This is a genomic window from Kitasatospora sp. SC0581 (assembly GCF_048159585.1).
GTDB lineage: Bacteria > Actinomycetota > Actinomycetes > Streptomycetales > Streptomycetaceae > Kitasatospora.
In genome coordinates this window covers 178,011-192,601 of record NZ_JBLRWA010000013.1, presented here as the reverse complement: position 1 = coordinate 192,601, position 14,591 = coordinate 178,011, and the positions used below count along the sequence as shown (strand labels likewise).

The window sequence follows — 14,591 nt, the reverse complement described above, 5'->3', positions numbered from 1 at the left end:
GATGCGCTCGCCCTCGACGGCGAGGCGGTCGCCCTCGACGACGCCGCCGGGCAGGACCAGCCGGGCACCGGCCAGGGCAGTACGGTCACGGTCCGCGGTGGTCACGCGGTCACCTCCATGGAGAGCAGATCCCAGGCGAGCAGGCCCGCGCCCAGGGACGCGGCGGTGTCTTTGAGCATGGCGGGTACGACCTTCGGGGGCATCTGGAAGGTCAGTCGCCCGGTGACCGCCGCGCGCAGCGGAGTGAAGAGCGTGTCGCCGGCCTCGGCCAGCCCGCCGCCGACGATCACGGTGGACGGGTCGAGCAGGCTCTGGGCCAGCACGATGCCGTCCGCCAGGGCGTCGACGGCGCGCTGCCAGACCGCGAGGGCGCGGTCGTCCCCGGCGTCCACCGCGGCGGCGCAGGATGCCGCGTCGGCGTCGGGGTCGCCGCTGGTCTCGGCCCAGGCGCGGGAGACGGCGGAGGCCGAGGCCAGCGTCTCCAGGCAGCCGCGGGCGCCGCAGCCGCACTGCGGTCCGCCCGGGCGGACCACGACGTGGCCGATCTCGCCGCCGTAGCCGTGCGCGCCGGCCTCGATCCGGCCGTCGATGCCGATGGCGCCGGCGATGCCGGTGCCGAGGGCGATGAACAGGAAGCGGTCGACGCCGCGGCCGGCTCCGAGCCGGCCCTCGGCCAGGCCGCCGGAGCGCACGTCGTGGCCGAGGGCCACCGGCATCGCGCCGCCGTCCGGCCCGGCCAGGCGCTCGCCGAGGAGCTTGCGCAGCGGGAGCTCGCGCCAGCCGAGGTTGGCGGAGAAGACCGCGATGCCGTTCTTCTCGTCGATCGTGCCCGGGACGGCGACACCGGCCGCGAGCGGGGCGACGCCGAAACGGCTGCGGCCCTCGTCCGCCAGGTCGGTGGCGAAGTCGAGGATGGCGGCGACGACGGCGTCCGTGCCGTGCTCCCGCCCGGTCGGTCGGCGTGCCTCGAACAGCACGGAGCCGTCCTGGGCGAGCAGCGCGGCCTTCATGCCGGTGCCGCCTACATCGAGTGCGATGACGTGCTTCACGGAGGACAGTTTCCCTTGGGCGGGTAGAAGAGGTCTAGTCCAGTTGTCGGATTGGTCTGGTCCATACTGGGTGAGCTTTGTCGCAGCTGCGGGGGTGTGCGCGGCTTTGCGCCGGGGTGCGGGGCGGGCGTGGACCGGGGTGAGTGGGGGTTTTGTTGCGCATTGTGCAATGACGCCGAGCACTTCGATAACTACTGGGGCGGCGCCGGGCGGTGGTGTGGACCGGTGGTCGACGGGTTTGGGAGTGTTGCGCGTCCCCCTGCCGGATTCCCCCGTTCCGGCTGCGTTCACCCCCCGTTCCATCCCCCCGAAGGCGGTACCCGCGTTGAACAGGCGCGTCCACGTTCCCACCCGTGTGCTCGGCGGTGCGCTGGCCGGAGCACTGGTCCTCACCGCGGTCAGTGCCTGCGGCGGGCAGGACGACGGGCCGGTCACCCTCAGACTGGTCGCCGCCGACTACGGGGAGAGCCCCGAGACCAGCTCCCAGCACTACTGGGACGCGGTCGCCAGGGACTTCGAGGCGGCCAACCCCGGGATCAGGGTCAGCGTCGAGGTGGACAGCTGGACCGAGATCGGCAAGAAGGTCGAGGACATGATCGCGGCCGGCAAGTCGCCGGACCTGCTCCAGACCGGCGGCTTCGCGGACCAGGTCGCGGCGGACCGGCTGTACCCGGCCTCCGACGTGCTCTCGGTGGACACCCAGGCCAGGTTCCTGGACACCTTCGCGCACGCCGGGCAGGTGGTCGGGACGCAGTACGGGATCCCGTTCGTCTCCTCCTCGCGGGTGCTCTTCTACAACAAGGCGGTCTTCCGGCAGGCCGGCATCACCCAGCCGCCCGCCACCTGGAACGAGCTGCGGCAGGACGCCGAGAAGATCAAGGCCAAGGTGCCGGGGGTGACCCCGTACGGGCTGCCGCTGGGGCCGGAGGAGGCACCGGCCGAGTCGATGCTGTGGACGCTGAGCGGCGGCGGCAGCATCTCCGACGACGTCGGCAACTACACCATCGACAGCGCCCAGAACCAGGCCACCTTCGGCTGGCTGAAGAGCAACCTGGTGGCCACCGGGCTGACGTACCCGGACCCGGGCAAGATGAACCGCACCCCGGTGTTCCAGGACTTCGCCGCCGGGAAGGTCGCGATGCTGAACGGGCACCCGACCCTGCTGCGGATGGCGACCGCCGGGAAGATCGAGTTCGGCACGGCGCCGATCCCGAAGAAGGACGGCGTCGGACGGACCGGGAGCCTCGGGGTCGCGGACTGGATGATGGCGCTGAAGGCGAACGGGCACAAGAACGAGATCAAGAAGTTCCTGGCGTTCGTCTACGGCAAGGACAACCAGCTGAAGTTCGACGAGCAGTACAACCTGCTGCCGGTCACCCAGGACGCGTTCGCCCAGATGTCGTCCGACCCCAAGCACGAGGACCTCAAGCAGTTCGCGGTCGGGCTCAGCAACGCGAGCTTCTACCCGTTCGGGGACCCGGCCTGGGGCGAGGTCAGCAACCGGATCAAGGCCGGGATCGGGCAGGCCGTGACCGGGGACCCGAAGCAGGTGCTCGAAGGACTGCAGGACGCGGCGGTGAAGGAAGCGGTGAAGGTCCGCAAGTAGCAGGTCGTCGGGGCCGGGGCGTGGTTCGCCCCGGCCCCGACGGGGCTCAGGGCAGCGTGATGGCGTAGGCCTTGCGGAGGGTCTCGTGGACCGTCCAGGTGGTGCGGTCGCCCTCGCGCAGCACCGCGCAGTCGCCGGGGCCGACCTCCAGGGTCGGGCCGCCCTCGACCTCGATCGTGGCCCGGCCGCTGAGCACCACGAACATCTCGTCCGCCTCGACGTCCGTGACCACGCCGGGGGTGATCTGCCAGAGACCGCGCAGGTGGCGGCCGTCGGCGGACTCGGAGAGCACCCTGCCGGTGACCTCGGGGGTGCCCGAGACGATCTGGGACGGGTCGAGCGGGTCGGGGTCGAGGTCGGCGGTCGGGATGTGCAGGGCGAAGCTCGGCGTGGTCATGGGGGTGACGGTAGCCGGGCACGGGGAGCGGTGGGGCGAGCAGTGTGTGTCCGGGTCGCGCGCGAGAATGACACTCCGTAGCGGTGGACGGAGGTGTCGGCGGTGGGCGAGCTGAGCGAGCGGGACCGGGCGGTGCTGGCGCTGGAGGGGCGGCAGTGGCGGACGGCGGGGGCCAAGGAGCGGGCGATCCGGGAGGAGCTGGGGCTCTCCCCGACGCGGTACTACCAGGTGCTGAACGCGCTGCTGGACCGGGAGGAGGCGCTGGCGCACGCGCCGGTGCTGGTGAACCGGCTGCGGCGGGTGCGGGAGGCTCGGCGGGGGGCCCGTTGACGGGTGGGGGGTTCGGGCTCTCGGGAGGGTGGGGGCCGGGGGCGGCTCCGGGGGTGGCCGCTCCGGGGGCTGGATGATTTTCAGACTGCCACCCTGGAGGTGGGGCGTTCAGACCGTTGGCAGTCTGAAAATCACCCGTCACGCCCCTCTCCGCGGCCACCCCCTGCGCCACCCCCTCCCGCAGCGCGTTCCTCTCGCCGGGTGAATCGAGGGGCGGGTGGGTGGGGGTGGGGGAGGTGGCCCTGGTGGGGGAGGTGGGGGAGGCCGGGGTGCGGAGTGGGGGGCTCCGGGGTAGGGCTTCGGTATGGGCTTTGAAGAGATGTTCGTGCCGGGGACCGGGGCTGGGCGGGATGGGGTGCGGGCGGTGCTGGGCGCGCCCGGGGATGCCGTGATCGGGTTGGACTTCGACGGGACGCTGGCGCCGATCGTGGCGGATCCGGGGCGGGCGCGGGCGCATCCGGGGGTGGTGGGGGTGTTGCGGCGGCTGGCGCCGGTGGTGGGGGGCGTCGTGGTGGTGACGGGGCGGCCGGCCGGGGTGGCGGTGGAGTACGGGGGGTTCGCGGACCTGCCGGGGGTGGTGGTGCTGGGGCACTACGGGGCCGAGCGGTGGGAGGGCGGGGAGCTCTCGGCGCCGGAGGTGCATCCGGGGGTGGCGCGGGTGCGGGCGGTGCTGCCGGGGGTGCTGGAGCGGGTGGGGGCGCCCGAGGGGACGTGGGTGGAGGACAAGGGGCGGTCGGTGGCCGTGCACACCCGGCGGACGGCGGCGCCGGAGGAGGCGTTGGAGCTGCTGCGGGCGCCGGTGGGGGAGCTGGCGGCCGGGTACGGGCTGGTGGTGGAGCCAGGGCGGCTGGTGCTGGAGCTGCGGCCGCCGGGGGTGGACAAGGGGGCGGCGCTGACCGGGTTCCTGCGCGAGCGGGGGGCGCGGTCGGTGCTCTACGCGGGGGACGACCTGGGGGACGTGGCGGCCTTCGCCGCGGTGGAGGAGCTGCGCGGCGAGGGCGTGGCCGGGGTGCTGGTCTGCGCCGGCGCGGTGGGGGACGCGCCGGTGCGGGAGCTGGCCGACCGGGCGGACCTGGTGGTCGCCGGGCCGGAGGGCGTGGTGGAGCTGTTGGGGGCCTTGGCGGACGCGCTCACAGCGCGTTGAGCTGGTCCAGGAACCACTGCTGCGGGGGGAGCGCGGTGGCCGCCGCCGCCAGGCGCTTGGTGCGGTCGGCGCGCTCCTCCGGGCTCATGGTGAGGCCGGCGTGGAGGGCCTCGGCGGTGGCGATGACGTCGTAGGGGTTGACGGTGAGGGCGTCGTCCTTGAGTTCGGCGTGGGCGCCGGCCTCGCGGGAGAGGACGAGGGCGCAGCCGTGGTCGGAGACCACCGGGACCTCCTTGGCGACCAGGTTCATGCCGTCGCGGATGGGGTTGACCAGGGCGACGTCGGCCAGCCGGTAGGCGGCGAGGGAGCGCGGGAAGTCGTCGTCGACGTGGAGGATCAGGGGCTGCCAGGCGGGGGTGGCGAACTCGGCGTCGATCTCCTCGGCCAGCCGCTGGACGGCGGCCGTGTAGGCGCGGTACTCGGCGAGGTCGGTGCGGGACGGGTAGGCGAAGGCGATGTGCACCACCCGGTCGTGCCACTCGGGGCGGGTGCGGAGCAGGTGCCGGTAGGCCTGGAGGCCGCGGACGATGTTCTTGCTCAGCTCGGTGCGGTCGACCCGGACGATGGTGCGGCGGTCGCCGACGGCCGCGCGGAGGGCGGCGAGGCGTTCGTCGACGTCGGTGCGGTGGGCGCGCTCGCGCAGGAAGTCGGCGTCGGCGCCGAGGGCGTGGACGCCGAGGCGCGTGGTGCGGCCGTCGACGGTGACGGTGAGCGCGTCGTGGTCGACGGTCGCGCCGAGGAGGTCCTCGCAGCAGGCGGCGAAGGCGCGGGCCCAGCGCTGGGTCAGGAAGCCGGCCCGGTCGGCGCCGAGGATGCCGGTGAGGACGGCCCGGGCGACGTCGTCGGGCAGCATCCGGTAGTACTCGGGCGGGGCCCAGGGGGTGTGCGAGAAGTGGCCGATCCGCAGGTCGGGGCGGGCTTCGCGGAGCAGGGCCGGGACCAGGGAGAGGTGGTAGTCCTGGACGAGGACGGCGGCGTTCGGGGCGGCCTCGGCGGCGAGGGCTTCGGCGAAGGCCTCGTTGTAGGCCCGGTAGGCGGCCCACTCGGTGCGGAAGGCGGCGTCGAAGGAGGGCGCGGTGGGGGTCGCGTAGAGCAGGTGGTGGACGAACCAGAGGGTGGAGTTGGCGACGCCGTTGTAGGCGCGGGCGAAGGTCAGCGGGTCGATGTCCAGCATCCGTACGGCCTGGCCGCCGACCTCGTGGCCGGCCAGGTCGAGGCGGCCGTGGGGTGCCTCGGCGGCGGCCCTGCGGTCGGAGTCGTCGAGGGCGGCGCAGACCCAGACGGCGTTCGGGTCGTCGATGGCGGAGAGGCCGGAGACCAGGCCGCCGCCGCCGCGGCGCAGGGTCAGCGTGCCGTCGTCGGCGGTGCTGAAGGACACCGGCCCCCGGTTGGACGCCACCAGGACGGGGGCGGTGCCGGTCACGCTCGAACGGTTGGTCGTGAGATCGCCCATGGTTGGCATGTTGCCGTGGGGTCGGCGTGGCAAACCCGTGCGGCCCTAATGGCGGGCGGCGTACTCGGGGAGGGTGTGGATCGGGGGGCGTTCGAGGGCGGTCACCGGGTGGGTGTGGGCGGTGAAGGCGCGGGTTTCCGGGTCGCGGGTGAACTGGGTGAGGTGGGGGTGGACGAGGTCGGCGGAGGCCTTGAGGCGGTGGGTGCGGTCGAGGCGTTCCAGGGCGGTCCGGTAGATGGTGGCGGCCATCCGGCCGAGGGCCTGGCCGTCCTGGTGGCGGTGGTGCCGGACGCCGACGTCCACCTGGGCGAGGGCGTCCAGGCCGGCCAGCTCCAGGGCGTCGACCAGCAGGCCGAGTTCGACGCCGTAGCCGGTGGGGAAGGGCAGCCGTTCGAGCAGTGAGCGGCGGGCCGCGTACTCGCCGCCGAGCGGCTGGACGAAACCGGCGAGTTCCGGCCAGTGGAGGTTGAGCAGGGGGCGGGCGACGAGTTCGGTGACCCGGCCGCCGCCGGCGGGCAGGACGGCGCCCTCCGACTCCAGCGGGCGGTCGTACATGGCCTTGACCAGCTGGATGGACTCGTCGGTGAGCAGCGGGCCGACGATGCCGGAGACGAAGGCCGGGTCGAACTCGCGCAGGTCGGCGTCGACGAAGCAGACGATGTCGCCGTGGGTGACCAGCAGCGAGCGCCAGAGCACCTCGCCCTTGCCGGGGACGGCGGGCAGCCGGGGCAGGACGGCGTCGCGGTGCTCGACCCGGGCGCCGGCCTCGGCGGCGACGGCGGCGGTGGCGTCGGTGGAGCCGGAGTCGACGACGACGAGTTCGTCGACGAGCGGGAGGCGTTCCATCAGCTCGCGGCGGATGGTGCGGACGATGTCGCCGACGGTGGCCTCCTCGTCCAGGGCGGGGAGGACCACGCTGACCGTGCGGCCGGTGCGCTCCTTGGCGTCGAGCAGGGTGCGGACCGGCCGGTCGGCCGCGCTCCAGGAGCGGCGGCGCAGCCAGGACGCCGCCTGCGGGAGGAGCGCGGGAGTCGGTTCGGCGGGCACGGAGATCTCCTCGGCGAGGTCGGTGGGACGGGTCATCTCGCTTGGCGGACGGTCCCGTTCAGGTTTGACGCCTTCGGATACAGTCTTCGTACAGCGGTCGGACCTTTGCACGCCGGGGTCTCCGTTGAGCACCACCACAATTTCACAAGCTCATCCAGAGGGACTGAGGGAACGGCCCGTTGACGTCCCGGCAACCTTCTCGCGCGGCTGTCTGTCGACAGGCCCCGGCGGGACAGGTGCCAATTCCGTCCCGTGTCGCGACCGCGCCACGGGGAAGATGAGGAGAGAGGCCTCGCCATCATGGCTATCGACACTGCCGCACCCGTTTCCGTCGACCTCGGCCCGGCCGCCGCGCTGTCCTGTCGCGAGTGCGGCACCCGCTTCCCGCTCGGCCCCAGCTTCGCGTGCCTGGAGTGCTTCGGCCCGCTGGAGATCGCCTACGAGTTCGGCAGCGAGGGCGCCGAGGAGCTGCGCAAGCGGATCGAGGCCGGTCCGGCCTCCATCTGGCGGTACGCGCCGCTGCTGCCGGTGCCGGCCGACGTGGCGTCCAAGCCGAACCTGAACCCGGGGTGGACCCCGCTGGTGAAGGCGGACAACCTGGGCCGGGAGCTCGGTTTCACCGCCCAGCTGCACGTCAAGGACGACTCCGGGAACCCGACGCACTCGTTCAAGGACCGGGTGGTCGCGTGTGCGATCGAGGCGGCCCGGGCGTTCGGCTACACCACGCTGTCCTGCTCCTCCACCGGCAACCTGGCCGGCGCGGTGGGTGCGGCGGCGGCCCGGGCCGGGTTCCGGTCCTGCGTGTTCATCCCGCACGACCTGGAGCAGGGCAAGGTCGTCATGGCCGGGGTGTACGGCGGCGAGCTGGTCGGCATCGAGGGCAACTACGACGACGTGAACCGCTTCTGCTCGGAGCTGATCGGCGACCCGGCCGGCGAGGGCTGGGGCTTCGTCAACGTGAACCTGCGGCCGTACTACGGCGAGGGCTCCAAGACGCTGGCGTACGAGATCTGCGAGCAGCTCGGCTGGCGGCTGCCGGAGCAGATCGTGATCCCGATCGCCTCGGGCTCGCAGCTGACGAAGATCGACAAGGGGCTCCAGGAGCTGATCAGGCTCGGCCTGGTCGAGGACCGGCCGTACAAGGTCTTCGGCGCCCAGGCGGAGGGCTGCTCGCCGGTGTCGGCCGCGTTCAAGGCCGGCCGGGACGTGATCAAGCCGGTGAAGCCGGACACCATCGCCAAGTCGCTGGCGATCGGCAACCCGGCCGACGGCCCGTACGTGCTGGACATCGCCCGCCGTACCGGTGGCGCGGTGGAGGACGTCACGGACGCCGAGGTCGTGGCGGCGATCCGGCTGCTGGCGCGGACCGAGGGGATCTTCGCCGAGACCGCGGGCGGGGTGACCGTCGGCGTGCTGAAGAAGCTGGTCGAGACCGGGCAGCTGGACCCGGCCAAGGAGACCGTCGCGATCAACACCGGCGACGGGCTGAAGACCCTGGACGCCGTCTCCGATTCCGGGATGACCGCCGTCATCCGCCCGACGCTGGACTCGTTCCGCGCCGCCGGCCTCGTGTCCGCCTGAACCACCCGATAGGCCCCGCCCCCGCTAGGAGAGTCATGAGCGCCACCGTCCGCATCCCCACCATCCTGCGCACCTACACCGACGGCGCCGCCGAGGTGACCGCCGAGGGTGCCACCCTGGCCGAGGTCGTCGCCGACCTGGAGAAGAACCACGCGGGCATCGCGGCCCGCATCCTGGACGACACCGGCAAGCTGCGCCGCTTCGTGAACGTCTACGTGAACGACGACGACGTGCGCTTCGCCGAGGGTCTGGCGACCGAGATCAAGGACGGCGCCAGCGTCTCGATCATCCCGGCGGTGGCCGGCGGCTGCTGAGCCGACAAAGCAGAACCCGCGGTCGCCCGCGCGTACGGAAATCCGTTCTCCGTATGCGCGGGCGACCGCTCGCATTCCGGCGGGAATATTTCCGGGTCGAGTCGGAGTAGAGTGTGGCTCGGCTGGGAACAGGGTTTCCCTTTCGGCCCCCGCAGTGCTCGGCCCGGGGGCGTCCGGCCGTCGGGGGCGGACCGTGAAACATGTCAGGCAGATGTCAGAATTCGCGCGGGCATTTGAGTAATTCGTCCGCTATGTCCGGCGTGGAATGCCGAGATTATTCCGATTCGATCCGTCCTGTCCCTTGACGCCTTGGCGGAATTACCGGCGGTTGGCCCTGTTGCAGAGGGCGTCGATCCGGATACATTCAGCGGCGGTCGACGCAATCACCCGCTCACCGGAGGCCGCCCGGCGTTCCGCGCGGATGGTTGCGGCGTGCACGGCTGCGCCCAGGGGGGGTTCCCCGGGCCGGCCTTCAACCAACCCGGGCCCGCGACCTGCGGGCACGTGAAGGGCCAGCACAGCACTAGGGGAGTTCGGAATGGCTCAGGGCACCGTCAAGTGGTTCAACGCGGAGAAGGGCTACGGCTTCATCGCGGTCGACGGTGGTGCGGACGTCTTCGTCCACTACAGCGCGATCCAGATGGACGGCTACCGCACCCTCGAGGAGGGCCAGCGGGTCGAGTTCGAGATCTCCCAGGGACAGAAGGGCCCGCAGGCGGACATGGTCCGCGCGGCGGTCTGACCCCTTCCGACTCCAGGAGCTCGGCGCGGCCCTACGGCTGGTGACCACTCGCTTCTCGACGGGCCCGTGCGACGCGTGTCGTACGGGCCCGTCGGCGTTCCCCGACGCGGCTCCGCCGGGGCTCGGGCGGGGCTCCGGCGACGGCTCGCGGATCGTCGATTGGGCTTGCACTCGACCACCCGGAGTGCTAATCATTGGCGTTAGCACTCACAGCGTGAGAGTGACAGCGGACCGGGTCGGTGAGGCCCCCGGGAGCGGTAGGGGAATGGACCCCCGCACACCAGGGCCGTCCGTCGCGGGCACCCCTTGGTCCGAGCAGTCGACCGTGTCCCGGAGGACCACTTCAGATGGCCAAGATCATCGCCTTTGATGAGGAAGCTCGCCGCGGCCTTGAGCGTGGCATGAACCAGCTCGCCGACGCCGTGAAGGTCACGCTCGGCCCCAAGGGCCGCAACGTCGTGCTGGAGAAGAAGTGGGGCGCCCCCACGATCACCAACGACGGTGTCTCCATCGCCAAGGAGATCGAGCTCGAGGACCCGTACGAGAAGATCGGTGCGGAGCTCGTCAAGGAGGTCGCCAAGAAGACGGACGACGTCGCGGGTGACGGCACCACCACCGCCACCGTGCTCGCCCAGGCCCTGGTTCGCGAGGGTCTGCGCAACGTCGCCGCCGGCGCCAACCCGATGGCCCTGAAGCGCGGCATCGAGAAGGCCGTCGCGGCCGTCTCCGACCAGCTGCTGGCCCAGGCCAAGGACGTGGAGACCAAGGAGCAGATCGCCTCCACCGCCTCCATCTCCGCCGCTGACACCCAGATCGGCGAGCTCATCGCCGAGGCCATGGACAAGGTCGGCAAGGAAGGCGTCATCACCGTCGAGGAGAGCAACACCTTCGGTCTGGAGCTCGAGCTCACCGAGGGCATGCGCTTCGACAAGGGCTACATCTCCGCCTACTTCGCCACCGACCTGGAGCGGATGGAGGCGACGTTCGAGGACCCGTACATCCTCATCGCCAACTCCAAGATCGGCTCGGTCAAGGACCTGCTCCCGCTGCTGGAGAAGGTCATGCAGAGCGGCAAGCCGCTGGTCATCATCGCCGAGGACGTCGAGGGCGAGGCCCTGTCGACCCTGGTCGTGAACAAGATCCGTGGCACCTTCAAGTCCGTCGCCGTCAAGGCCCCGGGCTTCGGTGACCGCCGCAAGGCCATGCTCGGCGACATCGCCATCCTCACCGGTGGCACCGTGATCTCCGAGGAGGTCGGCCTCAAGCTGGAGAACGCCGGCATCGACCTGCTGGGCACCGCCCGCAAGGTGGTCATCACCAAGGACGAGACCACCATCGTCGACGGTGGTGGCGACAGCGAGCAGGTCGCGGGCCGCGTGAACCAGATCCGCGCCGAGATCGAGAACAGCGACTCGGACTACGACCGCGAGAAGCTCCAGGAGCGCCTCGCCAAGCTGGCCGGCGGCGTGGCCGTCATCAAGGCCGGCGCGGCCACCGAGGTGGAGCTCAAGGAGCGCAAGCACCGCATCGAGGACGCCGTCCGCAACGCCAAGGCCGCCGTCGAGGAGGGCATCGTCGCCGGTGGTGGCGTCGCCCTGCTGCAGGCCGGTGTCGCCTTCGACAAGCTGGAGCTGGAGGGCGACGAGGCCACCGGTGCCAACATCGTCAAGGTCGCGCTGGAGGCCCCGATCAAGCAGATCGCGACCAACGCCGGCCTGGAGGGTGGCGTCGTGGTGGAGAAGGTGCGCAACCTCCCCGCCGGTCACGGCCTGAACGCGGCCACCAACACCTACGTCGACCTGATCGCCGAGGGCATCATCGACCCGGCCAAGGTGACCCGCTCCGCGCTGCAGAACGCCGCCTCCATCGCGGCGCTGTTCCTGACCACCGAGGCCGTCATCGCCGACAAGCCGGAGAAGGCCGCCGCGGCCGCCGGCGGCGGCATGCCGGGCGGTGACATGGACTTCTGATCCTGATCGCTTCGATCGGATCGGCTGGTTCCTCGTCCGTGTGGGCGGCTCCCTTCGGGGGGCCGCCCACACGGCGTTTCGGCGTCCGGCGGCGTCCGGAAGTTCCGGGGCCCGGGCGTTCGGACGTCCGGGCGTTTCGGCGTTCGGCCGGGTGGACGGAGAATGGACGGATGGCTTCCGACGACATCGAGACCGCCCTGCACAACGCGCGGGCACTGATCCTGGCCGACCTCACCGCGCGGGACGTGGCGGACGCCGCCGTCGTCTCGCTGGTGGAGCAGGCCGTGACGCACCGCCGCTGGTGGCTGGAGCAGTGGCCGGACGGCACCGAGTACGTGCTCGGGCTGGTCGCCCAGGACGTCCAGGACGCGCTGCTGGAGGCGTACGGGCGCTGGCCGCTGTGCACCGGGTGCGCGGCCGACGGGGACCCGCACGCGCTGAGCGTGGAGCCCGAGCTGGGGCCGGAGCCGCACTGGGTGTGCGGCAAGCAGGGCGCGGTGGTGGCGCCGGTGGGGAAGCTCGCCTAGCCCGGCCGGCTCGGGGCCGGGGGTGCCTTCCGGGGGTGGTGCGCGGGTGGGTACGGTGCGCGCATGAGGCGCTGGGTGTGGGGTGTGGCGGGCGGGTGCTGCGGGCTCGGGCTGTGGTGGGCCGTGCTGGAGGCGGCGGGGGCCGGCCACGACGCGTGGTGGGCCGTGGCCGGGCGGGTCCTGGCCGTGACGGGGGGCGTGGCCGTCACGGACCGGGTGCGCGGGCGGTGGGGCTGACGGGCCTCAGAGGGTGCCGAGCTCCGCGGTCAGGTTGGCGCGGGCGGCCGCGGTGAAGCGCTCGCGGGCGGCCGGGGTGCGGTAGAGGTCCGGCAGGGCGAGCAGGTGGCGCAGGACGGCGGCCCGGCCGGCCGCGAAGTCCGGCGCGGGGACGAAGCCGTACTCCTCGCGGACCGCGGCCGCGTACGCCGCGTACGCCCCGGGGGAGCCGCCGAGGACGGCGAGGTCCGCGTCGCAGAGCACCTCGCCGTCGCGGTCGCCGGGGGCGGGGTCGTGGCCGACGGTGAGCAGCACGAGGCGCTCGACCTCGGCGACCCGCTCGGCGGGCAGCCCGGCGGCGGTCAGCGCGCGGACGGCCAGGGCGGCGCTGCGCTCCTCGTTCTCGGTGCGGTCGGGGCGGTAGACGGCGTCGTGGAACCAGGCCGCGAGGCGGACGGCCTCCGGGTCGGCGGCGTGCCCGGCCAGCTCGTCGACCAGGCCCAGCACCGCGCGCAGGTGTGCGGCGGTGTGGTAGCGGCGCTGCGGCTCCGACCAGCGGCGCAGCAGCTCCCGGCCGTACGGCTCGGGGTCGACGGCGGCCCCGCAGCGGTGCAGCAGGGCGGTCCAGGCGGCGAGCAGGTCGTCGGTGGGCGGGTCGGCGAGCGGGCCCTCGGCGGGCGCGTCGGTGAGCGGTTCCTCGGTGGGCGGGGCGTCCTCGGTGGTCGGCATGGCGACCATTGTGGCGGCCCGGCCGGGTGCCGGGCCCGGGGGAGTGGGCGCTGGACCTATAGGTAGGTTGACGATATATGTAGTCGTATGACAGAACGCTCCATGCAGGAGCCCACGCTGCTGCTGCTCACCGCGCTGGCCGACGCCCCGCGGCACGGCTACGCGCTCATCCAGGAGATCGCCGCGATCTCCGACGGCCGGGTCAAGATGCGCACCGGCACGCTCTACGGGGCGCTCGACCGGCTGCTGGGCCAGGGCCTGATCGAGGTCGCCGCCGAGGAGGTGGTGGACGGCCGGGCCCGGCGCAGCTACGCGCTGACCGCCGCCGGCCGCGAGGCGCTGGCCGCCGAGGCGGAGCGGCTGCGGGCGGTCGCCACCGAGGCCGAGCGCCGGCTGACCAGGATCCGGTCGATGCTGCCGGGCAAGACCGGGTCGCAGGGGCGGCCCGCGGCGGGGGGAGGCCTCTCATGACCACACCGGTGATCGGCGCTGGGCCCTCGGCGGTGCTGCGGGCCGCGCTCCAGCTCTACCCGGAGCCGTACCGCCGCGAGCGCGGCGAGGAGCTGGCCGAGGTGTTCGCCGACACGACGGCGGCGGGCAGCCGGCCGGCGGTCGCCCGGGAGGTCCTCGGCCTGGCGGTGTACGGGCTGCGGGTGCGGCTCGGGCTGACCGGCGCCACGGCGGCCGGGCGGCTGCTCGCGGTGGTCGCGCCGATGCTCGCCGGGGCGGTGGCCGGCGCCACGCTGGTGGCCTGGCTGACCACCGCGCACCGGATCGCCAACCTGCTCTCCTGGGACGACTCGTACGGCGCCTACTTCTCGTCGTTCTGCCCGCCGGTGGCCGCCGTGCTGCTCCTGGTGGCGGGGCTGCTGGGGCGCTGGACGGCGGTGCGGGGCAGCGCGCTGGTCCTGGGGGCGGTGGGGCTCTACAACCTGGCGGACGCCGTCTGGTCCTCCTCCTTCGACCTGTGGTGGAGCGGCTACATCGCGATGGCCACGCTGCCGCTGGTGCTGGCCGCGCTGCTGCTGGCGGCGGCGCCGACGGACCTGCTGCCCCGGCCGGGCCTGCGCGCGGCCGGTCTGGTGCTGGCCTCGGGGGCCGTGGGCGGGCTGCTGGAGGCGGCCCAGAGCTGGGACGACACCACCTTCCCGCTGGACCTGGTGTGGTTCGTGGTGATGCTGGTCGTCCCGCTGCTGCTGACCTTCGCCGGGCTGCGCGGGCGGGTGGCGCCGACGGCGGCGGGGGTGGCGGCGCTGGTGCTGGCCGGGCCGGGCTGCCTGTTCAACATCTGGCGCGGGTCCGGCGGGGTCTCGCAGCTGCTGCCGGCGGTGGGGCCGTCGGTGGCCGCGCTGGTGCTGGTGGCGGTGGCGGTGCACCGGTTCGGCCGGTCGGAGGCGGCCGGGGCGTCCGGTGCGATCGGGGCGGTCCACGGTCCGGCGTGACCGGGAGGTTCGGGGGGCCGTTCCGGCGTGACCGGAACGGCCCC

16 protein-coding genes and 1 riboswitch are annotated in these 14,591 nt (G+C 72.9%); of the genes, 11 read left to right on the top strand and 5 right to left on the bottom strand.

What is annotated here, in order from left to right; genetic code table 11:
• Nucleotides 1-101 precede the first annotated feature (101 nt).
• Nucleotides 102-1,049 carry an ROK family protein gene (locus ACLWS4_RS21575; RefSeq protein WP_049655186.1) on the bottom strand — a complete coding sequence of 316 codons (948 nt, stop codon included), beginning with the start codon at nucleotides 1,047-1,049 and terminating at the stop codon, nucleotides 102-104.
• Between the two features lie 325 nt (nucleotides 1,050-1,374).
• Here ACLWS4_RS21575 and ACLWS4_RS21570 point away from each other — a divergent pair, with 325 nt between their 5' ends.
• Entirely contained in the window at nucleotides 1,375-2,655 is a 1,281-nt protein-coding gene (locus tag ACLWS4_RS21570) for an extracellular solute-binding protein (RefSeq protein ID WP_387977172.1), read from the top strand.
• 46 nt (nucleotides 2,656-2,701) lie between these two features.
• Here the strand turns inward: ACLWS4_RS21570 and ACLWS4_RS21565 are convergent, their stop codons facing one another.
• Nucleotides 2,702-3,052, bottom strand: coding sequence for a cupin domain-containing protein (locus ACLWS4_RS21565; protein ID WP_049655188.1), 351 nt, complete (start codon nucleotides 3,050-3,052; stop codon nucleotides 2,702-2,704).
• Nucleotides 3,053-3,154: 102 nt separating this feature from the next.
• Here ACLWS4_RS21565 and ACLWS4_RS21560 point away from each other — a divergent pair, with 102 nt between their 5' ends.
• Together ACLWS4_RS21560 and otsB are read left to right on the top strand one after the other, a co-directional pair.
• A complete protein-coding gene (locus ACLWS4_RS21560) occupies nucleotides 3,155-3,382 on the top strand; it encodes a DUF3263 domain-containing protein (protein WP_079272731.1) in 228 nt (75 codons plus the stop codon).
• Between the two features lie 304 nt (nucleotides 3,383-3,686).
• Nucleotides 3,687-4,526, top strand: coding sequence for a trehalose-phosphatase (otsB, locus tag ACLWS4_RS21555; protein ID WP_117489057.1), 840 nt, complete (start codon nucleotides 3,687-3,689; stop codon nucleotides 4,524-4,526).
• Here otsB and ACLWS4_RS21550 read toward each other — a convergent pair.
• On the bottom strand, nucleotides 4,513-5,979 hold the full coding sequence (locus ACLWS4_RS21550) for an alpha,alpha-trehalose-phosphate synthase (UDP-forming) (RefSeq protein WP_416874936.1): 1,467 nt from the start codon (nucleotides 5,977-5,979) through the stop codon (nucleotides 4,513-4,515). The genes otsB and ACLWS4_RS21550 overlap by 14 nt on opposite strands.
• A 45-nt stretch (nucleotides 5,980-6,024) precedes the next feature.
• Complete coding sequence (locus tag ACLWS4_RS21545) at nucleotides 6,025-7,062, bottom strand: glucosyl-3-phosphoglycerate synthase (RefSeq protein WP_074005445.1); 1,038 nt, start codon at nucleotides 7,060-7,062, stop codon at nucleotides 6,025-6,027.
• Between the two features lie 111 nt (nucleotides 7,063-7,173).
• A riboswitch (SAM riboswitch) is annotated at nucleotides 7,174-7,310 on the top strand.
• A gap of 16 nt (nucleotides 7,311-7,326) precedes the next feature.
• On the opposite strand from ACLWS4_RS21545, the gene thrC reads away from it, so the two are divergent.
• From thrC to ACLWS4_RS21515, 6 genes are all read left to right on the top strand, one after another.
• Nucleotides 7,327-8,607: a threonine synthase gene (gene thrC, locus ACLWS4_RS21540; protein ID WP_074005446.1), complete on the top strand. Its 1,281-nt coding sequence runs from the start codon at nucleotides 7,327-7,329 to the stop codon at nucleotides 8,605-8,607.
• 35 nt (nucleotides 8,608-8,642) lie between these two features.
• Complete coding sequence (locus tag ACLWS4_RS21535) at nucleotides 8,643-8,921, top strand: MoaD/ThiS family protein (protein WP_049652344.1); 279 nt, start codon at nucleotides 8,643-8,645, stop codon at nucleotides 8,919-8,921.
• A 538-nt stretch (nucleotides 8,922-9,459) separates the two neighbouring features.
• Entirely contained in the window at nucleotides 9,460-9,663 is a 204-nt protein-coding gene (locus ACLWS4_RS21530) for a cold-shock protein (protein ID WP_030289665.1), read from the top strand.
• A gap of 347 nt (nucleotides 9,664-10,010) precedes the next feature.
• Nucleotides 10,011-11,633: a chaperonin GroEL gene (gene groL / locus ACLWS4_RS21525; RefSeq protein WP_049652341.1), complete on the top strand. Its 1,623-nt coding sequence runs from the start codon at nucleotides 10,011-10,013 to the stop codon at nucleotides 11,631-11,633.
• A gap of 170 nt (nucleotides 11,634-11,803) precedes the next feature.
• Nucleotides 11,804-12,160 carry a hypothetical protein gene (locus ACLWS4_RS21520; RefSeq protein ID WP_049652339.1) on the top strand — a complete coding sequence of 119 codons (357 nt, stop codon included), beginning with the start codon at nucleotides 11,804-11,806 and terminating at the stop codon, nucleotides 12,158-12,160.
• Nucleotides 12,161-12,223: 63 nt separating this feature from the next.
• Entirely contained in the window at nucleotides 12,224-12,397 is a 174-nt protein-coding gene (locus tag ACLWS4_RS21515; RefSeq protein WP_416874935.1) for a hypothetical protein, read from the top strand.
• A 6-nt stretch (nucleotides 12,398-12,403) separates the two neighbouring features.
• On the opposite strand, the gene ACLWS4_RS21510 is transcribed toward ACLWS4_RS21515, so the two are convergent.
• Entirely contained in the window at nucleotides 12,404-13,114 is a 711-nt protein-coding gene (locus tag ACLWS4_RS21510) for a hypothetical protein (RefSeq protein WP_416874934.1), read from the bottom strand.
• A 78-nt stretch (nucleotides 13,115-13,192) separates the two neighbouring features.
• Here ACLWS4_RS21510 and ACLWS4_RS21505 point away from each other — a divergent pair, with 78 nt between their 5' ends.
• Together ACLWS4_RS21505 and ACLWS4_RS21500 are read left to right on the top strand one after the other, a co-directional pair.
• Nucleotides 13,193-13,576, top strand: coding sequence for a PadR family transcriptional regulator (locus ACLWS4_RS21505; protein WP_074005448.1), 384 nt, complete (start codon nucleotides 13,193-13,195; stop codon nucleotides 13,574-13,576).
• Nucleotides 13,573-14,547: a hypothetical protein gene (locus ACLWS4_RS21500; RefSeq protein WP_074005449.1), complete on the top strand. Its 975-nt coding sequence runs from the start codon at nucleotides 13,573-13,575 to the stop codon at nucleotides 14,545-14,547. The genes ACLWS4_RS21505 and ACLWS4_RS21500 overlap by 4 nt, the downstream gene beginning before the upstream one ends.
• The last annotated feature ends 44 nt before the right edge of the window (nucleotides 14,548-14,591 follow it).